Annotated in this window: 25 protein-coding genes; 17 read left to right on the plus strand and 8 right to left on the minus strand. The window is 69.2% G+C overall.

The annotated features are described in order from the left end of the window. The first annotated feature begins 248 nt into the window (after positions 1–248). Together D4739_RS10470 and D4739_RS10475 are read left to right on the plus strand one after the other, a co-directional pair. A complete protein-coding gene (locus D4739_RS10470; RefSeq protein ID WP_120060568.1) occupies positions 249–740 on the plus strand; it encodes an RNA polymerase sigma factor in 492 nt (163 codons plus the stop codon). Then, positions 733–2,403 (plus strand): sialidase family protein, encoded by a 1,671-nt coding sequence (locus D4739_RS10475; protein WP_120060569.1) that lies wholly within the window; start codon positions 733–735, stop codon positions 2,401–2,403. Before D4739_RS10470 ends, D4739_RS10475 begins: the two co-directional genes overlap by 8 nt. A 12-nt stretch (positions 2,404–2,415) precedes the next feature. Here D4739_RS10475 and D4739_RS10480 read toward each other — a convergent pair whose 3' ends face one another. The 4 genes from D4739_RS10480 to D4739_RS10495 all read right to left on the minus strand — a co-directional run bounded on the left by D4739_RS10480 (position 2,416) and on the right by D4739_RS10495 (position 5,639). After that, complete coding sequence (locus D4739_RS10480; RefSeq protein ID WP_120060570.1) at positions 2,416–3,018, minus strand: Maf family protein; 603 nt, start codon at positions 3,016–3,018, stop codon at positions 2,416–2,418. Positions 3,019–3,064: 46 nt separating this feature from the next. Continuing rightward, positions 3,065–3,649, minus strand: coding sequence for a hypothetical protein (locus D4739_RS10485; RefSeq protein WP_238473728.1), 585 nt, complete (start codon positions 3,647–3,649; stop codon positions 3,065–3,067). 122 nt (positions 3,650–3,771) lie between these two features. Continuing rightward, complete coding sequence (locus D4739_RS10490; protein ID WP_120060572.1) at positions 3,772–4,026, minus strand: acyl-CoA carboxylase subunit epsilon; 255 nt, start codon at positions 4,024–4,026, stop codon at positions 3,772–3,774. Continuing rightward, entirely contained in the window at positions 4,026–5,639 is a 1,614-nt protein-coding gene (locus D4739_RS10495) for an acyl-CoA carboxylase subunit beta (RefSeq protein WP_120060573.1), read from the minus strand. Before D4739_RS10495 ends, D4739_RS10490 begins: the two co-directional genes overlap by 1 nt. A gap of 44 nt (positions 5,640–5,683) precedes the next feature. On the opposite strand from D4739_RS10495, the gene D4739_RS10500 reads away from it, so the two are divergent. Genes D4739_RS10500 through purE form a run of 5 tightly spaced genes read left to right on the plus strand, consistent with a single transcriptional unit; the run spans position 5,684 to position 9,741 of the window. Beyond that, positions 5,684–6,472, plus strand: coding sequence for a biotin--[acetyl-CoA-carboxylase] ligase (locus tag D4739_RS10500; RefSeq protein ID WP_120060574.1), 789 nt, complete (start codon positions 5,684–5,686; stop codon positions 6,470–6,472). Between the two features lie 4 nt (positions 6,473–6,476). Continuing rightward, positions 6,477–6,995, plus strand: a complete 519-nt coding sequence (locus tag D4739_RS10505; RefSeq protein ID WP_120060575.1) for a PH domain-containing protein — start codon at positions 6,477–6,479, stop codon at positions 6,993–6,995. A gap of 1 nt (position 6,996) precedes the next feature. Continuing rightward, positions 6,997–8,025 (plus strand): adenylate/guanylate cyclase domain-containing protein, encoded by a 1,029-nt coding sequence (locus D4739_RS10510; protein ID WP_120060576.1) that lies wholly within the window; start codon positions 6,997–6,999, stop codon positions 8,023–8,025. 10 nt (positions 8,026–8,035) lie between these two features. Then, positions 8,036–9,193, plus strand: coding sequence for a 5-(carboxyamino)imidazole ribonucleotide synthase (locus D4739_RS10515; RefSeq protein ID WP_120060577.1), 1,158 nt, complete (start codon positions 8,036–8,038; stop codon positions 9,191–9,193). A gap of 20 nt (positions 9,194–9,213) precedes the next feature. Beyond that, positions 9,214–9,741 (plus strand): 5-(carboxyamino)imidazole ribonucleotide mutase, encoded by a 528-nt coding sequence (purE, locus tag D4739_RS10520; RefSeq protein ID WP_120060578.1) that lies wholly within the window; start codon positions 9,214–9,216, stop codon positions 9,739–9,741. Positions 9,742–9,757: 16 nt separating this feature from the next. On the opposite strand, the gene D4739_RS10525 is transcribed toward purE, so the two are convergent. Further along, positions 9,758–10,447, minus strand: a complete 690-nt coding sequence (locus D4739_RS10525; RefSeq protein ID WP_182920374.1) for a TetR/AcrR family transcriptional regulator — start codon at positions 10,445–10,447, stop codon at positions 9,758–9,760. Positions 10,448–10,567: 120 nt separating this feature from the next. Here D4739_RS10525 and D4739_RS10530 point away from each other — a divergent pair, with 120 nt between their 5' ends. Continuing rightward, on the plus strand, positions 10,568–11,737 hold the full coding sequence (locus tag D4739_RS10530) for an acyl-CoA dehydrogenase family protein (protein WP_238473606.1): 1,170 nt from the start codon (positions 10,568–10,570) through the stop codon (positions 11,735–11,737). Positions 11,738–11,819: 82 nt separating this feature from the next. Here D4739_RS10530 and D4739_RS10535 read toward each other — a convergent pair whose 3' ends face one another. After that, on the minus strand, positions 11,820–12,512 hold the full coding sequence (locus D4739_RS10535) for a TetR/AcrR family transcriptional regulator (protein WP_120060580.1): 693 nt from the start codon (positions 12,510–12,512) through the stop codon (positions 11,820–11,822). An 80-nt stretch (positions 12,513–12,592) separates the two neighbouring features. Between D4739_RS10535 and D4739_RS10540 the strand changes: the two genes are divergently transcribed. After that, entirely contained in the window at positions 12,593–13,762 is a 1,170-nt protein-coding gene (locus D4739_RS10540; RefSeq protein WP_120060581.1) for an acyl-CoA dehydrogenase family protein, read from the plus strand. 116 nt (positions 13,763–13,878) lie between these two features. Here D4739_RS10540 and D4739_RS16695 read toward each other — a convergent pair whose 3' ends face one another. After that, positions 13,879–14,211, minus strand: a complete 333-nt coding sequence (locus D4739_RS16695) for an endonuclease domain-containing protein (protein WP_182920375.1) — start codon at positions 14,209–14,211, stop codon at positions 13,879–13,881. Positions 14,212–14,880: 669 nt separating this feature from the next. Then, a complete protein-coding gene (locus D4739_RS10550; protein ID WP_120060583.1) occupies positions 14,881–16,116 on the minus strand; it encodes an LCP family protein in 1,236 nt (411 codons plus the stop codon). 25 nt (positions 16,117–16,141) lie between these two features. Here D4739_RS10550 and D4739_RS10555 point away from each other — a divergent pair, with 25 nt between their 5' ends. The 8 genes from D4739_RS10555 (at position 16,142) to D4739_RS10590 (ending at position 25,043) form a co-directional block, all read left to right on the plus strand. Next, on the plus strand, positions 16,142–16,672 hold the full coding sequence (locus D4739_RS10555) for an acyl-CoA thioesterase (protein ID WP_120060584.1): 531 nt from the start codon (positions 16,142–16,144) through the stop codon (positions 16,670–16,672). A 94-nt stretch (positions 16,673–16,766) separates the two neighbouring features. Then, entirely contained in the window at positions 16,767–18,227 is a 1,461-nt protein-coding gene (locus D4739_RS10560; protein WP_120060585.1) for an LCP family protein, read from the plus strand. Positions 18,228–18,291: 64 nt separating this feature from the next. Beyond that, a complete protein-coding gene (locus D4739_RS10565; RefSeq protein ID WP_120061853.1) occupies positions 18,292–19,224 on the plus strand; it encodes a glycosyltransferase family 2 protein in 933 nt (310 codons plus the stop codon). Next, positions 19,221–20,147, plus strand: coding sequence for a glycosyltransferase family 2 protein (locus D4739_RS10570; RefSeq protein WP_120060586.1), 927 nt, complete (start codon positions 19,221–19,223; stop codon positions 20,145–20,147). Before D4739_RS10565 ends, D4739_RS10570 begins: the two co-directional genes overlap by 4 nt. Positions 20,148–20,198: 51 nt before the next feature. Continuing rightward, positions 20,199–21,407 carry a UDP-galactopyranose mutase gene (gene glf, locus D4739_RS10575; protein WP_182920376.1) on the plus strand — a complete coding sequence of 403 codons (1,209 nt, stop codon included), beginning with the start codon at positions 20,199–20,201 and terminating at the stop codon, positions 21,405–21,407. Next, positions 21,404–23,401 carry a glycosyltransferase gene (locus D4739_RS10580; protein ID WP_120060588.1) on the plus strand — a complete coding sequence of 666 codons (1,998 nt, stop codon included), beginning with the start codon at positions 21,404–21,406 and terminating at the stop codon, positions 23,399–23,401. Before glf ends, D4739_RS10580 begins: the two co-directional genes overlap by 4 nt. Next, positions 23,398–24,276, plus strand: a complete 879-nt coding sequence (locus D4739_RS10585; protein WP_120060589.1) for an ABC transporter permease — start codon at positions 23,398–23,400, stop codon at positions 24,274–24,276. Before D4739_RS10580 ends, D4739_RS10585 begins: the two co-directional genes overlap by 4 nt. Then, on the plus strand, positions 24,276–25,043 hold the full coding sequence (locus D4739_RS10590; RefSeq protein WP_120060590.1) for an ABC transporter ATP-binding protein: 768 nt from the start codon (positions 24,276–24,278) through the stop codon (positions 25,041–25,043). Before D4739_RS10585 ends, D4739_RS10590 begins: the two co-directional genes overlap by 1 nt. Positions 25,044–25,045 lie beyond the last annotated feature (2 nt).

Below are 25,045 nucleotides of genomic sequence, written 5' to 3' on the forward strand. Positions count from 1 at the left end.
CGTCGCCGGAACGCCATGGCACCGAACGCGGCGAGCCCCACGGCCGCCCCGAAGGAGAGGAGAAGGGGCCGCTGGTGCCGCTGACCTGGGCGGCAACAGCCCCGACCGCCGCGAATGGCGTCGCAGGCCGGACGATCCCGCCGGGGAGATCCGATCCGGAAGAAATCCCGCTCGTGACGCAACCGTTTCGCTGTCGCAGCAGTCGTCATCGCAGGAGAGTGGCTCCGACGACCGCGAGACGAGGTGGCATGGACAAGCTCCGGGACGTGTTCGACACGTCGTACCGGCGGCTGGTGGGCCAGCTGTACGGCGTGTGCGGCGACCTCGCCGAGGCCGAGGACGTCGTGTCCGAGGCCTTTGCCCGGGCGGCTGCACACCGTCGCACCTTCGACGCTGTGGACAACCCCGAGGCCTGGCTGAGGACCGTCGCGGTCAACGTGGCGCGGACACGGTTCCGGCGCCGGGCGATGGGGGATCGGCTGCTGCGGAGCTCGCGCACCACGGAGACCCGGCACCCCGACCTGGCCTCGGACCGGCTCGCGCTGGTCGCGGCGATGCGCACCCTTCCGCACGCACAGCGCGAGGCGCTCGCGCTCCACTACTTCGCGGACCTGCCCCTCCACGACATCGCCGTCGCGGCCGGGGTCCCGGTCGGCACCATCAAGGCCCGGTTGAGCCGCGGACGCTCCGCCCTCGCGGGCCTCCTCGACGCACCGGCACGGGAGGACGACCATGCCTGACTACTCGCACGTCTCCCGCGACGCGGGCGCCGAGGCCACGGTTCCGGACTTCTCAGAGATCGTGCGGCGCGGTGCCCGGCAGCGGCGGCGTCGCCGCGCGGCGTACGTCGGGGTGGCGGCGCTGGCGCTCAGCGGCGCCCTCGGGCTCAGCGCCCTCGTGGGCGGCGAGGACCCGCCCCAGCCCACACCCACACCACGGATGGACGGACTGGTCTTCACCCGCGACGACGGCAGCACGTTCCGCGCTGACGACTTCACCGTCTCCTGCGTCCCGGACGAGAACGATCCGGAGACGATGCTGGTGAGGGCGTCGACGACGTTGCTCGGCCCCGGCCGCTCGGGCCACGTCGAGGTGTCCGCGCCGATCGACCTCGTTGCCGACGGTGGCACCTTCGCGCTTCCGTCGCGCGACGCCGTGGGTGACGCGCAGCCTCGGCTCTTCGCGGTGGACCCGCTCGACCGCAACGAGCTCACCACCAACAACGAGCGCTCCCGCGGCCGGCTCTCCGTCACCGCCGCACGCTGTGGTGCGGACCCGGCGCTCTCGTTCACCATCAGCGGGGTGCTGGACAGCGAGCTCGGTGACATGCCCACCGTGCGGGTCTCCGGCGGCGTGGTTGCGCCCACCGCGCCTCGCACACCGGTCGCAGGAACTGCTGCCGAGATCGTCGCCGACCCGCGGTCCCGCATGGAGACCTTCGCCGTCTCGTCGGACGACCCTGATGTCCGCGCCGCAGTGTGGCAGGGCTGCAGCTCGGACCAGCGCTGCGAGCGGAAGTACGCCGTGGCGGTCACCGACGACGGGTTCCGGCACCGGACCGTGCTGCCGACGATCTACCGGGAGGCCCCGATGGTCCACGCGGGCGAGCGTTCCTTCCTCGTGCGCACCGGGCTCGGCACCGGCATCCGTGTCGACGTCGACGGGGCGACGACGGACCTTCGCGTCGACGAGGGCGCAGCGCTGCCGGACAAGGGCCCGGTCGTCAACCTGGGCAGTGGCCAGGGCGTGTGGGTGGTGGCCGATCTCGACGGCGGGGTCGTCGTCCCGATCCCCGGCAGCGCGGACCTGTTCCAGGTCGTGCGCCTGGGCGACGGGAGCCTGGCGTCCCTCTCGCAGGCAGAGGGGACCTCTGGCCTCGGTGACGCCGTGCTCCAGCGCTCCACCGACGGGGGACAGACCTGGAGCCGGCTCCCGCTCGACCTCGGCGAGAACGCACTCCCGTCGATCATCCCGAGTGACGGGTCCGTCCTTGCCGTCGACCAGGGTGGCGACGGGGCGACGCTGTCGCCACTGACCGCGATCCACCGGTTCCTTGCGGGGGAGACGGAGCCGGTCGTCTTCGACTCGTCCGGTCCGACGGCGTTCACTGCCGGGATGGTGGTGCTTCCGGACGGAAGGCTGCTGGTGGCGGTCGAGGAGTGGAGCGGTGGCGACGAGGACCCGGGCCTCTTCGCGGCGCCGGCGGACGACTGGTCGAGCTTGACCCGGGTGCCGAGGGGGGCGCCGTTCGACGACATCGCGGAGCTCGACGGGGGCTTCCTCACGACGACCGTGACGGCAGACCGGGTGTCGGTCTACGTGGCGGCGCCACCCGGCGGCGACCACGCGGCGTACCGGTCGGACGACGGCGGAGGCACGTGGGAGCCGGTGGCCCTGCGCTGACTCAGCGGTCGCTCAGCCCTGCTTCCAGAAGCCGGTCCAGCCGTGCCCGATCTCGGCCAGGAGGTTGCGGACGAGGGGAAGCGAGACACCGACGACGTTGTGGTGGCAACCCTCGATGCCGGTCACGAATGCCCCGCCGAGTCCGTCGACGGTGAAGGCACCTGCGACGTAGAGCGGTTCGCCGGTCGCGACGTACGCCGCGATCTCGGCGTCGGTGACATCCGCGAAGTGAACGATCGTGGAGGCGGTCTTCGAGACGGTCTTTCCGGTGACGGTGTCCGTGAGGGCGTGGCCGGTGTGCAGCACGCCGGAGCGCCCACGCATCGCCTGCCAGCGGTTGATCGCGTCGGCGGCGTCGTCGGGCTTGCCCAGGGCCTGGCCGTCGAGCTCGAGCACGGAGTCGCAGCCGAGCACGACAGCGCCCTCAGGGAGGTCGTCGCGGGCAACGACCGCCGCGCACTTGAGCTGTGCGAGCTGGAGCGCGAGCTCGATCGGCGGAAGCCCGTCGAGCTGGTCCTCGTCCACGCCGCTGACGACCACCTGCGGGTCGATGCCCGCCTTGCGCAGGGTGGCGAGGCGAGCGGGGGAGGCGGAGGCGAGGACGAACGTGGTCACGGGGCCCGACCCTATCCGCGCGGCGGTGGCAACGCTGCGTCGTACGTCAGTCGGGGTCGAGTGAGCGCAGGTGCTTCAGCACGGCCAGGCCGCGCGGGGAGAGCCGGTAGCCAGGACGCAGGCTCTCGGTGAGGCCCAGCTCCTTGAGCCGGCGGATGTCGGCCTTGAACGGCAGCTTCTCGCGTCCGATGCTCGCCGCGATCGTCTCGGCCAGCTCGGAGGGGCGCGAGGCAAGCAGCTCGAGGTGTTCGCGGGTCCACGGTCCGCGCTTGCTCCGCGCGTCCATCCCGGCGAGCTGGTCCACGAGGGCGTCGCGCTGCCTCGGGGTGAGGCGCGACTTCTCGCGCAGCGCCACCCGCTCGTCGGCTCCCGCCCAGCTGAGCCGGATCCGGTAGACGTCACCCGGCTTGCGCCCGAGCACCTCGAGCAGCCGGTCGAGCGTCATCCCGGCGCGCGCGGCCTCGGCCTCGGAGATGTCCTCCGGCTCGACGACGTCGACGGAGTCGAAGCGGATCACGCCGACCGAGGTCCGCTGCGTGCCGCCCGGCACGTGCATCCGCTTGTTCCAGCGGCGGAACGCGAGGTCGATCTCGCCGGCGACGACACCGTCGAGGACGGCACGGGGAAGCATCACCCGCCCAGTCTGCACGCTGAGTCTGCCTGCGCGGGATGCCCGCCCGAAATGGCAACTGGTCTTGATCAACAGCCGGAGGACCGGAAAACCTGCCGTTCAAGACCAGTTGCGAGGGCGGATCAGCGGGGGAGCGAGCTGGCCTTCCAACCACCCAGGCCGTGCGGGCGCGTGACCCGGGCCTTGCGCGCGTTGGCGCTCCACTGCGACACCGGACGCTTGGCCGGAGCAGCCTCGCCCGAGCCGATCGCGGAGAAGACCGCCACGATGGCAGCGATCTCCTCCGGGGTCGCGTTGGCGTTGACGACCTTCAGCAGGGGCTGCTGCGGGGCGGCCTCGGCCTCAGGGGTCTCGTTGGTGCCCGATTCGCTGGCCATCAGAGGGGGATGTTCCCGTGCTTCTTCGGCAGGGTGTCGACGCGCTTGCCCTTGAGCAGACGCAGCGCCTTGACGACCTCGGCGCGGGTCGTCGAGGGCTTGATGACCGCGTCGACATAGCCACGCTCGGCGGCGATGTAGGGGTTGGCCAGCGTGGTCTCGTACTCGTCGATCAGCTCGGCGCGACGGGCCTCGACCTGCTCGACGGACGCACCCGAGTCAGCCAGCGCCGCGAGCTCGCGGCGGTGGATGATGTTGGCCGCGCCCTGGGCGCCCATGACCGCGATCTGCGAGGTCGGCCACGCCAGGTTGACGTCGGCACCGAGGTGCTTGGAGCCCATGACGTCGTAGGCACCGCCGTAGGCCTTGCGGGTGATGATCGTGACCAGCGGGACCGTCGCCTCGGCATAGGCGTAGAGCAGCTTCGCGCCGCGTCGGATGATGCCGGTGTGCTCCTGGTCGGTGCCCGGCAGGAAGCCCGGGACGTCGACGAAGGTCAGCACCGGCACGTTGAACGCGTCGCAGGTGCGCACGAAGCGGGCGGCCTTCTCGGAGGCGTCGATGTCCAGGCATCCGGCGAACTGCATCGGCTGGTTGGCGACGACACCGACAGGCGAGCCCTCGACACGGCCGAAGCCGACGATCAGGTTCGGGGCGAAGAGCTCCTGGACCTCGAGGAAGTCCTCGTCGTCCACGATCGCCTCGATGACCTTGTGCATGTCATAGGGCTGGTTCGCGCCGTCGGGGATGATCGTGTCGAGCGACAGGTCGAGCTCCGTCGGCTCGAGGTCCGCGACCTCGTCGTACGTCGGGAGCTCGTCGAGGTTGTTCTGCGGGAGGTGCGCGAGCAGACCCTTGACGTACTCGATCGCGTCTTCCTCGTCGGCGGCCATGTGGTGGGCCGAGCCGGACTTGGAGTTGTGCGCGCGAGCGCCGCCCAGGTCCTCCATCGAGATGTCCTCGCCGGTGACGGTCTTGATGACGTCAGGTCCGGTGATGAACATCGCGGAGGTCTGGTCGACCATGACGACGAAGTCGGTGAGGGCCGGCGAGTAGACGTGGCCTCCGGCGCAGTTGCCCATGATCAGGGAGATCTGCGGGATGACACCCGAGGCGCGGACGTTGCGCTTGAAGATCTCGCCGTACAGGCCGAGCGAGACGACGCCCTCCTGGATGCGCGCGCCGGCGCCCTCGTTGATGCCGACGATCGGGGAGCCGGTCTTGATCGCGAGGTCCATGACCTTGCAGATCTTCTCGCCGTAGACCTCACCCAGCGACCCGCCGAAGACGGTGAAGTCCTGGGAGAACGCGCAGACCTGGCGGCCGTCGACCGTGCCGTAGCCGGTGACGACGCCGTCGCCGTAGGGGCGGGTCTTCTCCAGGCCGAACGCGACCGAGCGGTGGCGGGCGAACTCGTCGAGCTCGACGAAGGAACCTTCGTCGAAGAGCAGCTCGATCCGCTCGCGGGCGGTCTTGCGGCCCTTGGCGTGCTGCTTCTCCTGCGCCTTCGCGGCCGGAGCGTGCACGGCTTCGTCGGTGCGTCGCTCCAGGTCGGCGAGCTTGCCGGCGGTCGTGTGGAGATCGATCTCGGGGATCGACTCGGCTGCAGTCATGGGGGTCTGGCCTCCTCTTGGTGTGCTGCGCCAATCTAGTGCCCATGACGTCTTCCGCGGACCTTCGCCCACCTCTTGATCCCAGTCGACTTCCTCACACGGTCGAGATCGTCGATGAGGCGGGATCGACCAACGCCCTCGTCGCCGAGCGCGCCCGGGGAGGCGCCGATGCCGGTCTGGTGATCGTCGCCGAGCACCAGACCGCCGGCCGCGGCCGCCTCGACCGCTCGTGGGAAGTGCCGCCCCGCGCAGCGCTGACGTTCTCGGTGCTGGTCCGGCCGACCGTGGAGCCCGCTGCCTGGCCCTGGCTCCCGCTCCTCACCGGGTACGCCGTCCACGCGGCGCTCGCGGACCGTGCCGAGGGCATCGGCCTGAAGTGGCCCAACGACCTTCTCGTCGACAGCCCGAAGGGGCCGCTGAAGCTCGGCGGGATCCTGGTCGAGCGCGTCGAGACCCCGACCGGTCCGGCCGCCGTCCTGGGCATCGGCATCAACGTCCACCAGACCCAGTCCGAGCTGCCGATCCCGGAGGCCGTGAGCCTCGAGCAGCTGGTGGAGGGTGTCCCGGACCGCACCGAGCTCCTGTCGGTGATCCTCGGGTCGCTCGACGCGCTGATGCCGCTGCTCGAGGACACCGAGAGCCTCCGTCGTGCCTACGCCGGCGAGTGCCTCACCCTGGGCAAGGAGGTCCGGGTCGACGTGCCGGCGGGGGAGCCGGTGACAGGCACCGCGATCGACCTCGACGCGGGCGGCCGTCTCGTCGTCCAGACCGCCAGCGGCGAGGTGGCTGTCGGCGCGGGAGACGTGATCCACGTCCGATCCACGGAAGGCTGAGCCCGTGCCCACCTTCCCTGCCCGGCTCCTGAGCGACGGCGAGCGCATCGTCGTCTCCACCCGCACCCACCCCAAGGCGCTGGTCCTTCCGGCGCTGGTCCTCGTGGTCACGCTGGGAGCCGCCGGCTGGCTGACGACTCTCGGCAGCGGCGACGCGGGCAAGGTGCTGCACTGGGTCGTCTGGCTCGTCGCCGCAGCCGTCCTCGTGTGGTGGGTGCTGGTCCCGCTCGTGTCCTGGCTGACCACGACCTACACCTTCACCAGCCGCCGCTTCATCAAGCGCTCCGGCTTCATCGCCAAGATGGGCCGCACGATCCCGCTCAACCGGATCAGCGGCGTCGACTTCGAGATCGGGGTCGTCGACCGGCTCTTCGGCTGCGGCACGCTGGTGGTGAGCGATGCCAGCGAGCAGGGTCGCGTCGAGCTGCACGACATCCCGCGGGTCGAGCAGGTCCAGCTGCTGGTCTCCGACGAGCTGCACCGCCTGGCGGGCGGCGACGACCGCAACGACGACGGCAGCTGACATGCCTCTGCCCCGCGACGAACATGCCCTGGACCGGATCGTGCTCGGCGGCGATCCGGTGGTCTCGGCGCGCGAGCTCGCGGAGTCGCTCGGCATGCCCCTCGACGAGCTGCGGCGCATCTGGCGGACGCTCGGCTTCCCCGAGGCGGACCCCGACGTCCTGTCCTTCACGGACACGGACGCGAGCGCCCTCGGCCTGATCAAGATGGTCCTCGACTCCGGGCTCATCGAGCGTGACGCCGTCATCGGGGTGATCCGCTCGCTCGGGCAGACGATGGCGCGCCTGGCCGACTGGGACGTCACCACGCTGGCGCCTCGGGCCGAGCCGGGGGAGTCCGCCGAGGAGCTCGCCGGCCGGCGGCTGGCCCGGGCACGCCAGATCCTCGACGAGTTCGGGACCATCCGCGACAGCCTGCTGGTCTATGCCTACCGCCGGCACATCACTGCGGCGATCGCCCGGATCCTCGTCGTGGACGAGCCCGTCGCGGACGCCGCGGGCTCGGCGGACAGCCTCATCGACGTGCTCGGGGCCGAGTCGATCCGCGCCGCCGACGTGACCGTGGGGTTCGCGGACCTGGTCGGTTTCACTGCGCTCTCCAACGAGCTCGGTGAGGACCGCATCGGAGACCTGGTCGAGATCTTCGAGTCCCGGTGCCATGACGTGGTGACGGTCTCGGGCGGCAGGCTGATCAAGAGCCTGGGCGACTCGGTGCTCTTCGTGGCCGAGAGCCCCGAGGTCGCCATGGACATCGCCGACGGCATCGTGAAGATGATCGGCCGCGACGAGCGCATGCCCGATGTCCGCATCGGCATGGCGTCCGGGCCGGTCTCGACGCGCCTCGGCGATGTCTTCGGGCCCGCGGTCAACATGGCTGCGCGGCTGACCGCGGTCGCGCGTCGCAACCGGATCATCATCGACGACCGCACCGCGGAGCTGCTGCCCCAGGAGCACTTCGAGGTACGCCGCCTCCCGGCGCGGCCACTGCGCGGATTCGGACTCGTGGAGCCGGTGACCGTCCGTCGTCTGTAGGGTTTCCTGCGTGTCCGCAGCTGCCCCCACCCTCGCGATCATCGGTGGCGGCCAGCTGGCCCGGATGATGGCGGCTCCCGCGCTCAACCTGGGCCTGCCGCTCCGGCTCCTTGCCGAGGCACCCGGCGTGAGCGCTGCCCAGGTGATCCCGGACCAGGTGGTCGGCGACTACCGCGACCTCGACACCCTCCTTGCGGTGACCGAAGGCTGCTCCGTGGTCACCTTCGACCACGAGCACGTCCCGACCGAGCACCTGCACGCGCTCGAGGCCGCCGGCCACACCCCGCGCCCCGGCCCGGCGGCGCTGCTCTACGCCCAGGACAAGGGCGAGATGCGTGCGCGGCTCACCGCGATGGGCGTGCCCTGCCCGAGGTTCTCCCTCGTGTCCTCGGTCGAGGAGGTGGAGGCTTTCGGCTTCCCCTGTGTCCTCAAGACCACCCGCGGTGGCTACGACGGCAAGGGCGTCTGGGTCGTGCGCTCGTCCGCCGGTGCCGTGGAGGCCTTCGAGGTCGCGCAGAGGACCGGCGTGCGGATCCTCGCCGAGGAGCTCGTCGACTTCCGGCGTGAGCTGTCGGCGATCATCGCCCGGTCGCCGAGCGGCCAGGCCGCGGCGTACCCGGTGGTGGCGACGACCCAGCGCGACGGCATCTGTCACGAGGTGGTGGCTCCCGCGCCCGACCTCGACCCGGCGCTCGCGATGCAGGCCCAGGAGGCCGCGCTGCGGATCGCCAAGGAGCTCGATGTCACCGGCGTGATGGCGGTCGAGCTCTTCGAGACCAACGACGGCCGGATCCTCGTCAACGAGCTCGCGATGCGCCCGCACAACACCGGCCACTGGACCCAGGACGGCGCGGTCACCAGCCAGTTTGAAAATCATCTCCGGGCGGTCATGGATCTCCCGCTGGGCTCACCCGAGCCGCGCCAGCCCTGGACCGTCATGGTCAACATCCTTGGGGGTGACCCCGAAGCAGGGCACCTCTACGACGGCTATCCGCACGCCTTCGCGCGCGACCCGAAGCTGCGGGTCCATCTCTACGGCAAGGACATCCGTCCGGGTCGCAAGGTCGGTCACGTCAACACCTATGGCGACGACCTCGACGACTGCCTGGAGCGCGCCCGCCACGCGGCGGCCTGGTTCGCGGGCGACCTCGGCAACGACTCCGACTGAACTCTGGAAGAGTGACTGACATGAGCGAGCAGCAGAGCCCCCTGGTCGGCATCGTGATGGGTTCGGACTCCGACTGGCCCACCATGCAGGCCGCGGCAGACATCCTCACCGAGTTCGGCATCCCGTGGGAGGCCGACGTCGTCTCCGCCCACCGCATGCCGGTCGAGATGGTCGAGTACGGCCGCGAGGCCGCGCGCCGTGGCCTCAAGGCGATCATCGCGGGAGCCGGCGGTGCCGCTCACCTGCCCGGCATGCTCGCCTCGCTCACGCCGCTCCCGGTCATCGGCGTGCCGGTGCCGCTGAAGTACCTCGACGGCATGGACTCTCTGCTCTCCATCGTGCAGATGCCCGCCGGCATCCCGGTCGCCACCGTCGCGATCGGCAACGCCAAGAACGCCGGCATCCTCGCCGCGCGCATCCTCGGCACCTCCGACGCCGCGCTCCAGACCCGCCTCGAGGAGTACGCCGAGGGGCTGAGCGACCAGGCGCACGCCAAGGGCAAGGTCGTCCGCGATGCGAGCGCCGGCCGGCCGAAGCTCGGCTTCTGACGCCAGTCCTTTCGGATCAGCTCTGGGGGGTCCCCTCGGGCGTGGGGCTCGCGAAGGCCTCGGGGGAGACCCCGCGCTCCTCGAGCATCGTGCGGAGCACCAGCCACACCTGCCGTGCCAGCCGGTCGACGAGGGCTTCGCGCTCCTCGTCCCTGTGGTGCACCCACCACACGATGCTGGTGTCGACCATGCCCTTGAGGCCGGCGAACACCGCGTCGAGCGGCACGTCCTCGTAGCCCTCTTCCCTGAGGCGGCTCGCGGCGGCCTCGACCAGCTCCCCGAGGAAGTGGCTGCGTCCCGCGCGGCCGCGCTCCAGGTCGCGGGCCTTGCTGCGGTCCATCAGGAACAGGTAGAGGCCGGGGTTCTCCGCCGCCCATGCGACGGCCTGCTCGATGGGTGCCCGGGTCTTCTCCAGGATCGTGCCGTCGACGGAGAGGGCCGGCAGGACGCGCGCCTTGAGTGACGACGCGGCGTACCGGGCCGTTTCGAGCATGAGCTCGTCCTTGCTGGAGAAGTGCCGGTAGACGTGGGGGCGGGCGACTCCGGCGGCCGCTGCGACCTGGCCGGTGTCGGCGTTCACGCCGTGCTCCTCGATGGCGGCCGCGGCGGCCTGGATGATCCGCTCGCGCGCGGGAGCACGGTGACCGGCCTGGCTGCTCGCCCGGCGGGCCTTCGTGGTGTCCTCCCACTTCTGTGCACTGCTCACGACGCGAACGTAGCAGCGGGGACGGAATGTACCCATATCTGGAACACCGCGTATCATCTTCAGCATCGAAGGGGTACACCGCGTACCCGCCTGAGCATCTTTCTCCCTGGAGGACTTCACATGGCCCGCCCCGTGTCCCGCTGGATGGATGAGGACCTCGCGGACTTCCGCGACCTCGCGCGCACCTTCTGCGAGAAGGAGATCAAGCCCAACATCGAGAACTACATCAACAACAAGCAGGTCGACCGCGACCTGTGGAACCAGGCCGGCAAGGTCGGGCTGCTGTGTGCCTCGATCTCGGAGGAGTTCGGCGGCGGTGGCGGCACCTTCGCCCACGAGGCCGTCCTGATCGAGGAGCAGGCGTACGTCGGCGACTCGTCGTGGGGTGCTTCGCTGCACTCCGGCATCGTGGCCCACTACATCCAGGCCTACGGCACGCCCGAGCAGAAGAACGAGTGGCTTCCGAAGCTGGCCTCCGGCGAGGCCGTCGGCGCCATCGCGATGACCGAGCCCGGCACCGGCTCGGACCTGCAGAACATCAAGACCAAGGCGATCCTCGACGGCGACGAGTACGTCGTGAACGGCGCGAAGACCTTCATCACCAACGGCGCCCAGGCCGACGTCGTCCTCGTCGTCGCGAAGACGAAGCCGGAAGAGGCTGCTGCGGGCATCTCGCTGCTCATCGTTCCCACGGCGACACCTGGTTTTGCTCGCGGTCGTGTGCTCGACAAGATCGGCATGAAGGGCCAGGACACCTCCGAGCTCTTCTTCGAGGACGTCCGGATCCCGGCGACCAACCTGCTCGGCACCGAAGAGGGTCAGGGCTTCATCCAGCTCATGCACCAGCTCCCGCAGGAGCGGCTCATCGTCGCGGTTTCCTGTGTTGCGGCCATGGAAGCGCTTCTCAACCTGACGTTGGAGTACACCGAGGCGCGCAACGCCTTCGGCAAGCCGATCGGCAAGTTCCAGAACACCAAGTTCAAGCTGGCGGAGATCGCCACCGAGGCCCGCGTGGCCCGCGCGTTCGTCGACGAGTGCGTCGAGGCGCACATCAAGGGCGAGCTCGACATCCCGACCGCGGCGATGGTCAAGCTCTGGACCTCCGAGCGCGCTCAGAAGGTCGCCGACATGTGCCTGCAGCTGCACGGCGGCTACGGATACATGAACGAGTACCCCGTCGCCCGTGCGTGGGCCGACCTGCGCATCTCGCAGATCTACGCCGGCACCTCGGAGATCATGAAGGAGATCATCTCCCGCTTCCTGAAGTCGGGTGACGTGATCCCGCGCTGACCGAGCGTGACGAGGCTGTCGGGACGACCGGCGGTACGACGAGGGGCTGGCGCCTGTGTGCCGGCCCCTTTGTCGTCGTGTCTCAGCCGGGTGCCGGGGGAGTGCCGGCCAGAGCGGCGCGCACCCGCTCGGCGACCGCCTCGATCCCGCCAGATGCGCCGATCACGACGACGGCGGTCTCCCCGGTCTCCACGGTTTCCCCGGTCTGAGGTCGCTGGTTGTCGAGCACCAGCGCCATCGCCTCGTCCAGATCGCGCTCGGGAGTGTCGGTGCCTCCCCGCAACCAGGTGCGCAGGACATGGTTGTGTGCGGTGACGACTCCCGCGGCGGTCAGCTCGGCCCGGAGCGCTCCGTTCGGTTCGTCGGACCACCAGTCCGACAGGAGCTGGGTGAAGAGCCTCTGATAGGCGCGCAGGCCGGAGATCTCCCGGGCCTTGAGTGCCGGCACCGTCGAGGTCAGCCGGTAGCGGGCCCGGGCCACCTCGCCCTCGTCGAGGTAGTGCTGCAGCACGACGCGGGCCCCCTCGGCGACTGCCAGCAGGCGGGTCTCGGGTGCCGAGGTGGTCAGCCGCTCCTTGATGCGCGCGAGGATCGCCTCGTGGTCCGGGAAGATCACGTCCTCCTTCGACCCGAAGGTCCGGAAGAAGGTGGAGCGGCCGACGCCGGCACGCTGGGCGATCTCCTCGACGGTCGCTCCGTCGTACCCGTGCTCCTCGAAGAGCTCGAACGCAGCCGTCACGAGGCGGTCTCGTGCTGACGTCTTCACCTGGGGCATGTCCTCACGCTACGATGTTGAAACCGAGTTTCGCAATCATGGCACTCAGTTCCATCCCAGAAAGGTGGGCCGCGCCCCGCATGTCCGAGTACCCGATGTTCGCCCTGTCCGACGAGCAGCAGGAGATCCGCAAGGCGATCCGCGACATCTGCGACGCCAAGATCGCGCCGTACGCCGCGGCCGTTGATGAGGAGGCCCGCTTCCCGCAGGAGGCCTGGGACGCACTGCTCTCGACCGGCTTCTTCGCGCCGCACGTCCCCGAGGCCTACGGCGGTGCCGGTGCCGACGCGCTGGCCACCGTGATCGTGATCGAGGAGGTCGCCCGCGCTGACGTCTCCGCCTCGCTCATCCCCGCGGTCAACAAGCTCGGCTCGCTCCCGGTGCAGATCGGTGGCTCCGAGGAGCTGAAGGCGAAGTACCTGGGCGCGCTGGCGCGGGGTGAGGGTGGCTTCTCCTACTGCCTCTCGGAGCCGGATGCCGGTTCCGACGCCGCCAACCAGAAGACCCGCGCGGTCCGCGATGGCGACGGGTGGGTTCTCAACGGTGTGAAGCGCTGGATCACCAACGCGGGCCAGTCGGAGTTCTACACCGTGCTCGCGATGACCGACCCCACCAAGAAGTCGAAGGGCATCTCCGCTTTCGTGGTCGAGAAGTCGGATGAGGGCGTCTCCTTCGGTGCCCCGGAGAAGAAGCTGGGCATCAAGGGCTCTCCGACCCGCGAGGTCTACCTCGACAACGTCCGTATCCCCGGCGACCGGATCATCGGCGAGGAGGGCAAGGGCTTCGAGTACGCCATGAAGACCCTCGACCACACCCGCATCACCATCGCCGCCCAGGCTGTCGGTGTCGCCCAGGGTGCGCTCGACTACGCGCTGGGCTACGTCCAGGAGCGCATGCAATTTGGTAAGCGGATTTCGGAGTTCCAGGGCATCGAGTTCATGCTCGCCGACATGGGCATGAAGATCGAGGCCGCGCGCCAGCTCACGTATGCCGCGGCCGGCCGCTCCGAGCGTGGCGACAAGGACCTCACCTTCTTCGGTGCCGCTGCCAAGTGCTTCGCGTCCGACGTCGCCATGCAGGTCACGACGGACGCGGTGCAGCTGCTCGGTGGCTACGGCTTCACCCGTGACTACCCGGTCGAGCGCATGATGCGCGACGCCAAGATCACCCAGATCTACGAAGGCACCAACCAGGTCCAGCGGATCGTCATGGGTCGCCAGCTCCTCGCCGGCATCCAGTCGACCCTCTGAGCTGGGGTAGGCGACCAGAGGCGACTCAACGGGTCTCGACTCGCCGTCGGTGTGGCGAGTCGGGGCGCGTTGGCGTCGTAGGCGGCCGGGTCAGTCACGGGGCCGTCACGGGGCCGTCACGCGATGACGGCCTGAACGGTCCGGATGACGTAGTCACGGTTCGCCATGACCTGCTCCCAGGCGAACCTCAGCACGTGCCAGCCAGCTGCGGTGAGGGCGTTGTAGCGCTCGCAGTCCCGCAAGAAGTCAGCCTTCTCCATCCCGTGGTGTGTGTAGGAATCTGCTTCGACGGCGATCCCGAGGATCGGGTTGGCCATGTCGGGATGAAGCGTGAGCCGCTCCGTGACGACCTCGTACTGCGGGATCACCTCGAGCCCCGCGTCGATGCAATGGGCCCGCAGCGCCGACTCGAACGGGTTGGCCGCGCGATCGTCCGCGTACCGGGCCACTCGGCGCGCCCTTTCGCCCTGGGGGCCACGCATGCTCGCCGTCTCCTGGATGAGTTCTGCCTGTGTCACGGCTGCGGCCCGCAGCGCCGAATCCGCGACGGCCAAACCCTCCGCGAAGGTAAGGTCCCGCGCGCAGTCGACGACGGTCCGCAGAGGCGTGGTGGTCCAACCCGCAAGCTCGTCCGGGCGCAGGTGGCGGTGGTGAATCTCTGCGACTTCCAGCGGTTCGACCGGGAGGCGTCGGTCGGGCGGAGTGGTGATGTGAGGAACATCAGGCACGACTGCCACCGGTCAGCCGTGCATCAACGCGGCGGAGGCATGCGACACCACCCCTCCAAAGGACCGCGCGGCTCGCTCCGATCGCCCCTCCAGCGGGAGTGCTAGTTGCTGGCGATGGCCGAGGCGGACGACGTCGCCCCGCTCCTCTGCAGTGCGAAGCCGTCGCCGCGAGCTGAGCTTGACGACCGCGGACACGGACGCGACGCCGCCAGGACGTGTCAGGGCCTCAGTGGCCGAGAGAGGGGTGCCAGTCATCCGGTCAGCGTGCGCCGACCACGTACCCGCCTGCTCTGGATATCCACAGGCCCTGAGCGACGCCACGCAAGCGCAACCCGCCGGCGTACCGGTGTGTCGGGGTAGGCACGCGTCACTGGTGGTCGGGCGGGGAGCCTACTTCTTCAGGCCCGACTCGGTGCAGAGGTCGTTGCCGATCTTCTCGGTCTCGTCGGTCTTGATGAGCTCAAAGAACCGCAGCGCGCGCTGGCGGTCCCAGTGGACCGCGAGGTCGGAGATGGGAACGCCGCAGCTCTTGTCGGGGCTGGACATGGCCAGGGCGAAGCGCCCCAGTGCCACGGCGCCGGTGCCCTCCGAGACGGTGAGGGTCTCGGCGCCGGCGTGGGTCAGGTTCCAGTACCGGACCGGGTTCAGGACGGACCAGGGCGAGACCGCCTTCTTGCCCACGGCGCCCACGACCTCGCGCTGGTGCTTCGCGCGATCGATGTCGCCGAGCGTCTGCGCGTGGCGGGAGCGGGCGTAGCCGAGAGCGGTGAGTCCGTCGACCTCCTGGCAGCCCTTCTTGATGTTCAGTCGAGCATCGCGATCCACCATCCGCTTCTTCGGGCAGATCTCGATGCCGCCGACGGCGTCCACGACGTCGACGAAGCCGCCGAAGCCGATCTGCACGACGTGGTCGATCCGCACACCCGTCACGTTCTCCAGAGTCTGCACGAGCAGGGGTGCGCCGCCGTAGGCGTACGCCGAGTTGATCTTGGTGGTCCCGTGACCGGGAACGGGAACGAGCGAGTCTCTAGGAATGCTTACCAATGTGTCCGGACCCGAGCCGATGTGCAGCAGCATGATGCTGTCAGTGCGTGCGCTCGAGCGCTTGCCTGCGCGGATCGCGCGGCGCTGCTCCGGGGTCAGGCCGTCGGCCTTGTCCGAGCCCAGCACGAGGTACGTCGTGCCGTCCTGCTCGGCCGGGCGCTCGCCCTCCGGGACGGCTGCCATGTTCTCGACCTGCTGCATCGCGAGCAGGGGTACGACGACCAGCCAGGCCACCCACGCCGCGAGCACGAGCAACACCCAGCGGCGTACGCGGCGGGGGCGGCCGCCACCCCGCGACGGGGACGGCGGGGGAGCGACCGGACGCCGCGGAGGTACGCCGGGCGGCGGGGTCGCGGTCCGGTCGGAGCCCCGGTCCGAACTGGTGCGCGTCGAGGGCCGGTCACGGGGGAGCAGCGGCGGCGGCACGGCCATCACCCGGGTCTCGTCCGAGCCCGCATCAGGCAGGGGGACCGGCCGCTTCGTGCCCGATCCGGCAGGAGTCGCCGAGGTGTCCTCGGGGTCGCCGTAGAGCCAGCGGTACTCCGGCGAGCCGGGCTCAGGTGGATTGCGGCGCTCTGGCATGGCCCCAGACGCTACCGTGCGGTCCATGAATGCTGCCCCTGCCACCGCGTCCGGGGACCGTCCCGCGCTCACGTCCGCCTACTCGGCGGTCTCGCTGGCGATGCTCATGCACACCGCCGAGGCCAACCTCCTGGGCAACGTGCACGGCGGCGAGATCATGAAGCTGGTCGACAGCACGGCCGGCGCGACGGCCCAGCGACACAGCGGCGGCCCGGCCGTCACGGCGGCGATGGACGAGATGGCCTTCCTCGCCCCGGTGCACGTCGGCGACATCGTGCGCACGCACGCGCAGGTCAACTGGGCCGGTTCCTCGTCGATGGAGATCGGGGTCCGGGTCGAGGCCCAGCCCTGGAACGACGCCCAGGGCGAGCCGATACACGTGGCATCGGCGTACCTCGTCTTCGTGGCGATCGACGAGCACGGGCGGGCTCGCCCGGTGCCGGCGTTGCAGGCCGAGACCGAGGAAGAGGTACGCCGCCTCCGTGAGGCCGAGATCCGGCGCTCGCACCGGCTGGCGGCGAAGCAGGAGATCCTGCTCGGCCGCGAGCACCCCTGAGCCGCAGCGCCTGACCTCGGCGCGGCGTGACGGGAGTTGCGCCTGTGACTGGTGATACTGACTCTCGAGTCGCTGTCGAGGAGAGAGGCCTGCGATGCCGCCCGTTCTTCCCCCCGGGTCGCAGCTGGAGAGCCGTGAGCACGAGCGCGCTGCGCGCATCCGGTTCCGGCGTGCCGTGACGCTGATGGTCATGACGCTGCTGCTGCCGGGCTCGGCGCAGCTCGTCGCCGGCAACCGCAAGGTCGGCCGTGTCGCCCTGCGGGTCACCATCCTGACCGTCGGCATCGGTCTCTTCCTGCTGCTGCTCTCGCTGGTCTGGCACGACTTCGCGCTTCGCTCCGCGACCAACCCGCTGCTGCTCGGCCTGCTCCGGCTGGTCATGATCGGCCTCGCACTCGGCTGGGCCGGCCTCTTCGTCGACGCCTGGCGCCTCGGGCAGCCGCTCTCGCTGATCAAGAACCAGCGCCTCGCCATGGTCGGCATCAACGGCCTGTTGACCTTCTCGGTCGCGGGCACCCTGCTCTTCGGCGCGCACCTCGTCGGCGTGCACCGCGCCTTCATCGTCGCCAACTTCGGCGACGGTCATGCCACCGGACCGCACGACGGCCGCTACAACGTGCTGCTGCTCGGCGGCGACTCCGGCGCCGGTCGTGACGGCATGCGCCCCGACAGCATCACCGTCGCGAGCATCGATGAGGAGACCGGCCAGACGGTCCTCTTCGGCCTCCCGCGCAACATGCTCAACTTCACCTTCGCCGAGGGCTCGGTCATGGCCGAGCAGTTCCCCGACGGCTATGACTGCGGCACCGAGTGCGAGCTCAACTCGCTCTCCACCTGGGCCAACGACAACAAGTCGCTGTTCAAGGACAGCGAGCGGCCCGCGGGTGTCCAGGCCACCATCGATGGCGTCGAGGGCATCACCGGCCTGAAGATCAACTACTACGCCCAGGTCAACCTCGACGGCTTCAAGAAGTTCGTCACGGCCATGGGTGGCCTGACCCTCAACGTCCGCGACCGCATCCCGATCGGCCGCATCGGCAAGATCGAGGGCTACGTCGAGCCCGGCATCCGCAAGCTCAACGGCTACGAGACGCTCTGGTACGCCCGCTCCCGCGCCGCCGCTGACGACTACTCGCGCATGGCCCGCCAGAAGTGCGTGCTCAACGCGATGCTGCAGCAGCTCACGCCGGGCATGGTGGTCCGCAAGTACCAGAAGCTCACCGAGGCCACCGCCGGCCTGATCGAGACGGACCTGCCTGCCTCCGAGCTCGCGCGGTTCGCCGACCTCGCGCTCGAGGCGAAGGCCAAGCCGGTCCGCACGGTCTCGTTCGTCCCGCCCGCGGTCAGCACCAGCAACCCCGACATCGACGAGATCCACGACATGGTCGACAAGGCGCTCAGCTCCGCCAAGGAGAAGGCGAAGAAGAAGGCCAAGCCCGCGGCGCCGAAGGACGGCTTCACCCGCGACAAGGTGCAGACCCAGGGCGCGTCGAAGGGCAGCTACTCCAGCGGCTACTCGGCCAACGAGGCCACCGACCTCGGCTCGGCCTGCTGAGTGTGACCAACGGTGCGCTCGGTGAGCCCGCTCGCGGCGGCCGCCGTCACCTAGGGTGTACGCCGTGACCCCGGCGCCGAAGACCCCCGACATCATCGCCGTGGTCGTCACCTTCAACCGCCGCGCGCTGCTGGAGAGGGTGCTCGATGCTCTCCGCGTGACGCCCGACCTGGCCGAGATCGTGGTGGTCGACAACGCCTCCACGGACGGCACGACGCAGTGGCTCGCGTCCGGCGTCGTCGCTGACGGGGTGCCGGTGCACGCCGTCACCCTGAGCGAGAACCTCGGGGGCGCCGGTGGCTTCCACGAGGGGCTGCGGCTGGCCCTCGAGCGTGGCGCCGACCTGGTCTGGCTGATGGACGACGACGGTGTGCCGGTGGAGGGTTGCCTGGCGACGCTGCTCGAGCACGACTACGACTTCTGGGGCCCGGCCGTGCTGGCGGAGCAGGACCCGAGCCGACTCTGCTTCCCGATCCGGTTGCCCGGGCGCTCGCAGGTGGTCCACGCGATGGCGGACGTCGAGTCGGCGGCCGCCACCAACGGCGGCGTCCTGGACGACATCGTGATCCCGTTCAACGGCGTCCTCGTGACGCGGCAGCTCGCCGAGGAGATCGGCCTGCCCCGCGAGGAGTTCTTCATCTGGGGCGACGACCACGAGTACCGCCTCCGCGCCGAGAAGGCCGGCGCACGCATCGCGACCGTCGTCGACGCCCACTTCCTGCACCCGGCCACCGACGACCTCGGCACGCCCATGGCGTTCGGCCGCACGACGTACAACCACACGCCGAGCGACCTGAAGCACTACTGCATGGCCCGCAACAACGTGGTCAACCTGCGCGACTACCGCGGCTGGCTCTTCGTTCTCGCGTTCGTGCTCAAGACGCTGTGGTTCTACGCGTTCACGCGCCCGTCGGCCCACCGGATCAGGCTCAGCGCCGAGGGCATCCGGGCCGGCCTGCGCAACGACTTCTCGGGTCACCGGAGGTTCCTCCAGTGAGCGTGGCCCAGGGCGTCGCGGTCGTCGTCGTCACCTACAACCGCGCCGACCTCCTGGTCGGCATGCTCGACGGACTCGCCGCGCAGACCCGTCCGGCCGACGCGATCATCGTCATCGACAACGCCAGCACGGACCACACGCGCAAGGTCCTCGATGCCCGGACCGACCTTCCGCTCGTCATCACCACGACCGAGGACAACCTCGGCGGAGCGGGCGGCTTCCACCTCGGCATGCTCCAGGCCTACGAGGCCGGCCACGACCGCATCCTGCTGATGGACGACGACGTGGTGCCCGCTCCTGACTTCCTCGCGGTCATGACGGCGCACGACGGGCCCTGCCAGATGGCCGTCCGTGAGGACCGCCAGGGCCGGCTGGTCGAGAAGGCCGCGATCCGCTTCGACCTCGACAACCCGCTCGCCATCAAGCCGAAGACGGCGAGCGTCGACTCGACGTACGCCGATCGGGCGAGCCTGCCGGTCGAGGTGCCGGTCGAGGCCGTGGCCTTCGAGGGCTTCATGGTGCGCCGCGAGGTGATCACGGCGATCGGCCTGCCCGACCCGAGCTTCTTCATCTTCTACGACGACGTCGACTTCGCCCTGCGCGCGCAGCAGGCCGGGTTCGGCATCGTCTGCCTGCGTGATGCCGTGCTGGTGCGCCAGCTGGACTTCGACCAGCAGCACGCGCTCGACACGTGGAAGGGGTTCTACATGTACCGCAACCTCTTCGTCGTGCACTTCCGCTACGGCTCCAACGTCCTGGTGCGGCTCAAGCCGTGGCTGATCGTGCTCATGGTCGTCCTCCTCAGCCCGCTGCGCGGAGGGCGCCGGGAGGCGGCCAACGTGATCAAGGCCATCCGTAGCGCGCGACACATGCGCGCGCTTTCCCCCGCGGCGTCCCCCGCCGCCCTCCTTCGCCATCGCTAGACTCACGGTCGATCGGGCCCCGCGGCCTCGAGCAGAATTAGTAGGAGAAACGTGACTGCCCCTGAGCTCCCCGCCCAGACTGATCGGCCTGACCTTGTCGTGGTCGGCTCCGGCTTCTTCGGCCTGACCATCGCCGAACGGTGTGCCACCGAGCTCGACCTCAAGGTGCTGATCCTTGAGCGCCGCTACCACCTGGGTGGCAACGCCTACTCCGAGTTCGACCCGGAGACCGGCATCGAGGTGCACAAGTACGGCACCCACCTGTTCCACACCTCCAACGAGAAGGTCTGGGACTACGTCAACCGGTTCACGACCTTCACGAACTACCAGCACAAGGTGTTCGGCAAGTTCGAGGGACAGGTCTACTCCCTGCCGATGAACCTCGCGCTGATCAACTCCTTCTTCGGCAAGAGCCACACGCCCGACGAGGCCCGTGCCCTGATCGCGGAGCAGTCCAGCGAGATCGACACCAAGGACGCCAAGAACCTCGAGGAGAAGGCGATCTCCCTGATCGGGCGCCCGCTCTACGAGGCGTTCATCAAGGGCTACACCGCCAAGCAGTGGCAGACGGACCCGACGGAGCTGAGCGCGGACATCATCACGCGCCTCCCGGTCCGCTACAACTTCGACAACCGCTACTTCAACGACAAGTACGAGGGCCTGCCGACCGACGGCTACACCGCGTGGCTCGAGCGGATGGCGGACCACCCCAACATCGAGGTCCGCCTCGACACCGACTTCCTCGACGAGGACGTGTCCGCCGAGTTCAAGGGCAAGGTCCCGATCGTCTACACCGGTCCGGTCGACGAGTACTTCGACAACGTCGAGGGCCGGCTGTCCTGGCGCACGGTCGACCTCGAGGTCGAGACCGTCGACGTCGACGACTACCAGGGCACCGGCGTGGTCAACGCCAACGACCCGGACGTCCCGTTCACCCGCGTGCTCGAGTTCAAGCACCTGCACCCGGAGCGCACCTACCTCCCGGGCAAGTCGATCGTCGTGCACGAGTTCTCCCGTTTCGCGGAGCCCGAGGACGAGCCGTACTACCCGATCAACACCGCTGACGACCGCGAGAAGCTGCTGAAGTACCGCGACCTCGCCGAGAAGGAGCCGATGGTGCTCTTCGGCGGTCGCCTCGGCACGTACAAGTACCTCGACATGCACATGGCGATCGCCTCCGCGCTGTCGATGTACGAGAACAAGCTGAAGCCGCACTTCGCGGACGGTGCCGAGCTCAAGAGCGGGGGAGTCGACGCATGAGCGCTGACAACCAGAGCGCGACCCGGGTCCTGCAGCGGTTCGTGATGCCGCTGGACAAGGACCCCGACGTCTTCCCGCTCTACGTCGACCCCGAGGCGATCGTCCTCGATGCCGACAAGGACACCGTCGGTGGTGACAAGTCGGCCAAGGCCCTCAACGCCGCCGCGAGCCGCCAGTCCACCACCACGGGCGCCAAGATCGCGGTCGAGGACGTCCTGGGCCGCCACTCGTTCCGGGTGCGCGCTGGCCAGGAGCTCTCCTTCGGCACGTACTTCAACGGCTTCGCGGCCGGCTACTGGCGTCGCTGGACCATCGTGGACTCCGTGCGCCTCGACGTGACGCTGACCGGTGCCGGTGCTCACCTGATCGTCTACAAGTCGATGGCCAACGGTCGCTCGCAGAAGGTCGACGACGCGGTCGTCACCGGCGACGGCGAGTCGACGCTCTCCTTCGACCTGACCCTCACCCCGTTCCAGGACGGTGGCTGGTACTGGTTCGACGTGATCGCCGGTGGCGCCGATGCCGTCATCACGGCCGCGACCTGGTCCGCCGAGGTCCCCGAGGACCGGGTCACCCCCGGCACCGTCACCGTCGGCATCACGACGATGAACCGCCCCGACTTCTGTGCCGCGCTGCTCTCGCAGATCGGCTCCGACGACGAGGTCAAGGCACTGCTCGACGAGGTCCTCGTCATGGAGCAGGGCACGAAGAAGGTCGCCGACGACGAGGGCTTCCCGGCCGCGGAGAAGTCGCTCGACGGCAAGCTCCGGGTCATCGAGCAGGCCAACCTCGGCGGCTCCGGCGGCTTCGCCCGCGCGCAGCTCGAGACCCTGCGCGCCGGCAACTCGTCGTACGTCCTCTTCCTGGACGACGACATCATCGCCGAGCCCGAGTCGATCCTGCGCACGGTCACCTTCGGTGACCTGGCCCGCCGCCGCACCATCGTGGGCGGCCACATGTTCTCGATCTACAGCCGCGCGGACATGCACTCCTACGGCGAGGTCATCAACCGCTTCCGCTTCTGGTGGCAGTCGGCGCCCTCCGTGCTCCCGAACTGGGACTTCGGAGCCCGCAACCTGCGCTCGACGCGCTGGCTGCACAAGCGCATCGACGTCGACTTCAACCCCTGGTTCTTCTGCCTGATCCCGGTCGAGGTCATGGAGAGCATCGGTCTCGGCCTCCCGCTCTTCATCAAGTGGGACGACTCCGAGTACGGCGTGCGCGCCCAGGCCGCTGGCTTCCCGACCGTCTCGATGCCGGGTGCCGCCGTCTGGCACGTCCCGTGGACGGACAAGAACGACGCGCTCGACTGGCAGGCCTACTTCCACCAGCGCAACCGCTTCGTGGCGGCGCTGCTGCACTCGCCGTTCAAGCGCGGCGGCCGGATGGTCTTCGAGTCCTTCCAGCACCAGGTCATGCACCTGATGTCGATGCAGTACTCCGTGGTCGAGATGCGCCACCAGGCGCTGCTCGACGTGCTCGACGGCCCCGACAAGCTGCACGCCGACCTGCCGACCAAGCTCGGCCAGGTCCGCGAGCTGCGCAAGCAGTGGCAGGACGCCGACCTCCAGGGTGACCCGGACGCCTTCCCGCCGCCTCGTCGCGCCAAGCCCAAGAAGCGCGACATGGACACCGAGGTCCCGACCCGCCGCGAGCAGACGAAGTCGAAGCTGATCGGCGCGGTCCGCCAGTTCAAGGGCGTGCGCCCGCTGTCGCGGGAGTTCCCCGAGGCGGTGCTGCCGGCGATGGACGCCAAGTGGTACCGGCTGGCCACGCTCGACGCAGCGGTCGTCTCGATGCCCGACGGCACCTCCGCCGCCTACTACCAGCGCGACCCCGAGCAGTTCCGGGCCGCGCTGAAGAAGACGGTCGACATCCACAAGCGCCTGCACGCCGAGTGGCCGCGTCTGGCCGCTCTCTACCAGGAGCGTCTCGGCGACGTGACGTCTCCGGACGCATGGGCCCGGACCTTCGGCATCGAGGATGCCGGATGAGGGAGGACTACGCAGACCTCCCTCTTGTCGACCCCGCCGGCGGCAACGGACTGCTCGAGGTCCGCAAGCACCGCTACCTGCTCCGCCTGCTCGTACGCCGCGAGCTGCAGGCCCGCTACTCGGGCTCCGTCTTTGGCATGGCGTGGAGCTACGTCAACCCGCTCTCGCAGCTGTTCATCTACTGGTTCGTCATGGGCAAGATCATGGGCATGGGGGACGAGGTCGAGAACTTCGCGATCCACGTCTTCGTCGGCCTGATCACGGTGCACTTCTTCACCGAGACCTTCAACGCCGGCACGCGCTCGATCGTGCGCAACAAGGCGTTCGTGAAGAAGATGGCGCTGCCGCTGGAGATGTTCCCAGTCTCCTCGATGCTGGTCTCCGCGTTCGGGATGATCCCGGAGCTCGTGATCCTGCTGGTGATCTGTGTCAGCACCGGGTGGACGCCCGATGCGGTCGGCGTCCTCGGGTTCCTCATTGGGGCCGGGATCATGGCGGCGGCCGGCACCGGCCTCGCGTTGATGTTCAGCGTCGCCAACGTCTTCTTCCGCGACTTCGGCCAGCTGGTCGGGATCCTGGTCAACTACGTGCGCTTCGCGGTGCCGATGATGTATCCCTTCACGCTGGTGATGGACAAGTTCCCCAACCACATCGAGTGGTACCTCGCGAACCCGCTGGCCGAGGCGGTCCTGCTGCTCCAGCGGGCCTTCTGGGCGGGCACGACCGGCACCGACGTCGCGGTCATCGAGAACTCCCACTTCCCTGACCACCTGATCGAGCGCGGCCTGATCGCCCTCGGCGTCTCGCTGGTCATCCTGCTGATCGGCCAGCTGGTCTTCACCAGGTTCCAGAACCGCATCCCGGAGCGTGTGTGATGGCCACCGCGATCAAGGTCGAGCACGTCTCCAAGCGCTTCACGATGAGCTACCACCGCACCATGAAGCAGATGGCGGTGGCAGCCTCCAAGGGCAACAAGGTCAGCGAGACCTTCCTGGCCCTCGACGACGTCAGCTTCGAGGTGGAGCAGGGTCAGGCCATCGGCCTGATGGGCCTCAACGGATCCGGCAAGAGCACCCTGCTCAAGCTCGTGCAGGGCGTCATGCGGCCCGACTCCGGCACCGTCCGGACCCGCGGCCGCATCGCCGGCCTGATCGCGACCGGTGCCGGGTTCCACCCGCAGCTGAGTGGTCGCGAGAACATCTTCCTCAACGCCGCTGTCTTCGGCATGAGCGAGGCCGAGACCCGGCGCAAGCTGGACTCGATCATCGAGTTCGCCGGTGTCGGCAAGTTCATCGACACCGAGGTGGGCCACTACAGCTCCGGCATGGGCGCGCGCCTGGGCTTCGCGGTCGCGGTGCACGTGGACTCCGACATCTTCCTGGCCGACGAGGTCCTGGCGGTCGGCGACAAGCCGTTCCGCCAGAAGTGCATGCAGAAGATCGACGAGATCCGCAAGGAGGGCCGCACGCTCTTCTACGTCAGCCACTCCGCCGGGTCCGTCCGCCGGGTCTGCGACCGCGTGATCGTGCTGGAGAAGGGCGTCCTCGGCTTTGACGGCGGCGTGGATGAGGGCATCACCTACCTGCACTACGACGACGATGACGACTCAGGCACGGAGGAGTCGCTCGGCGCCGACATCTGACG

The organism is Nocardioides cavernaquae, from assembly GCF_003600895.1.
Taxonomy (GTDB): domain Bacteria; phylum Actinomycetota; class Actinomycetes; order Propionibacteriales; family Nocardioidaceae; genus Nocardioides; species Nocardioides cavernaquae.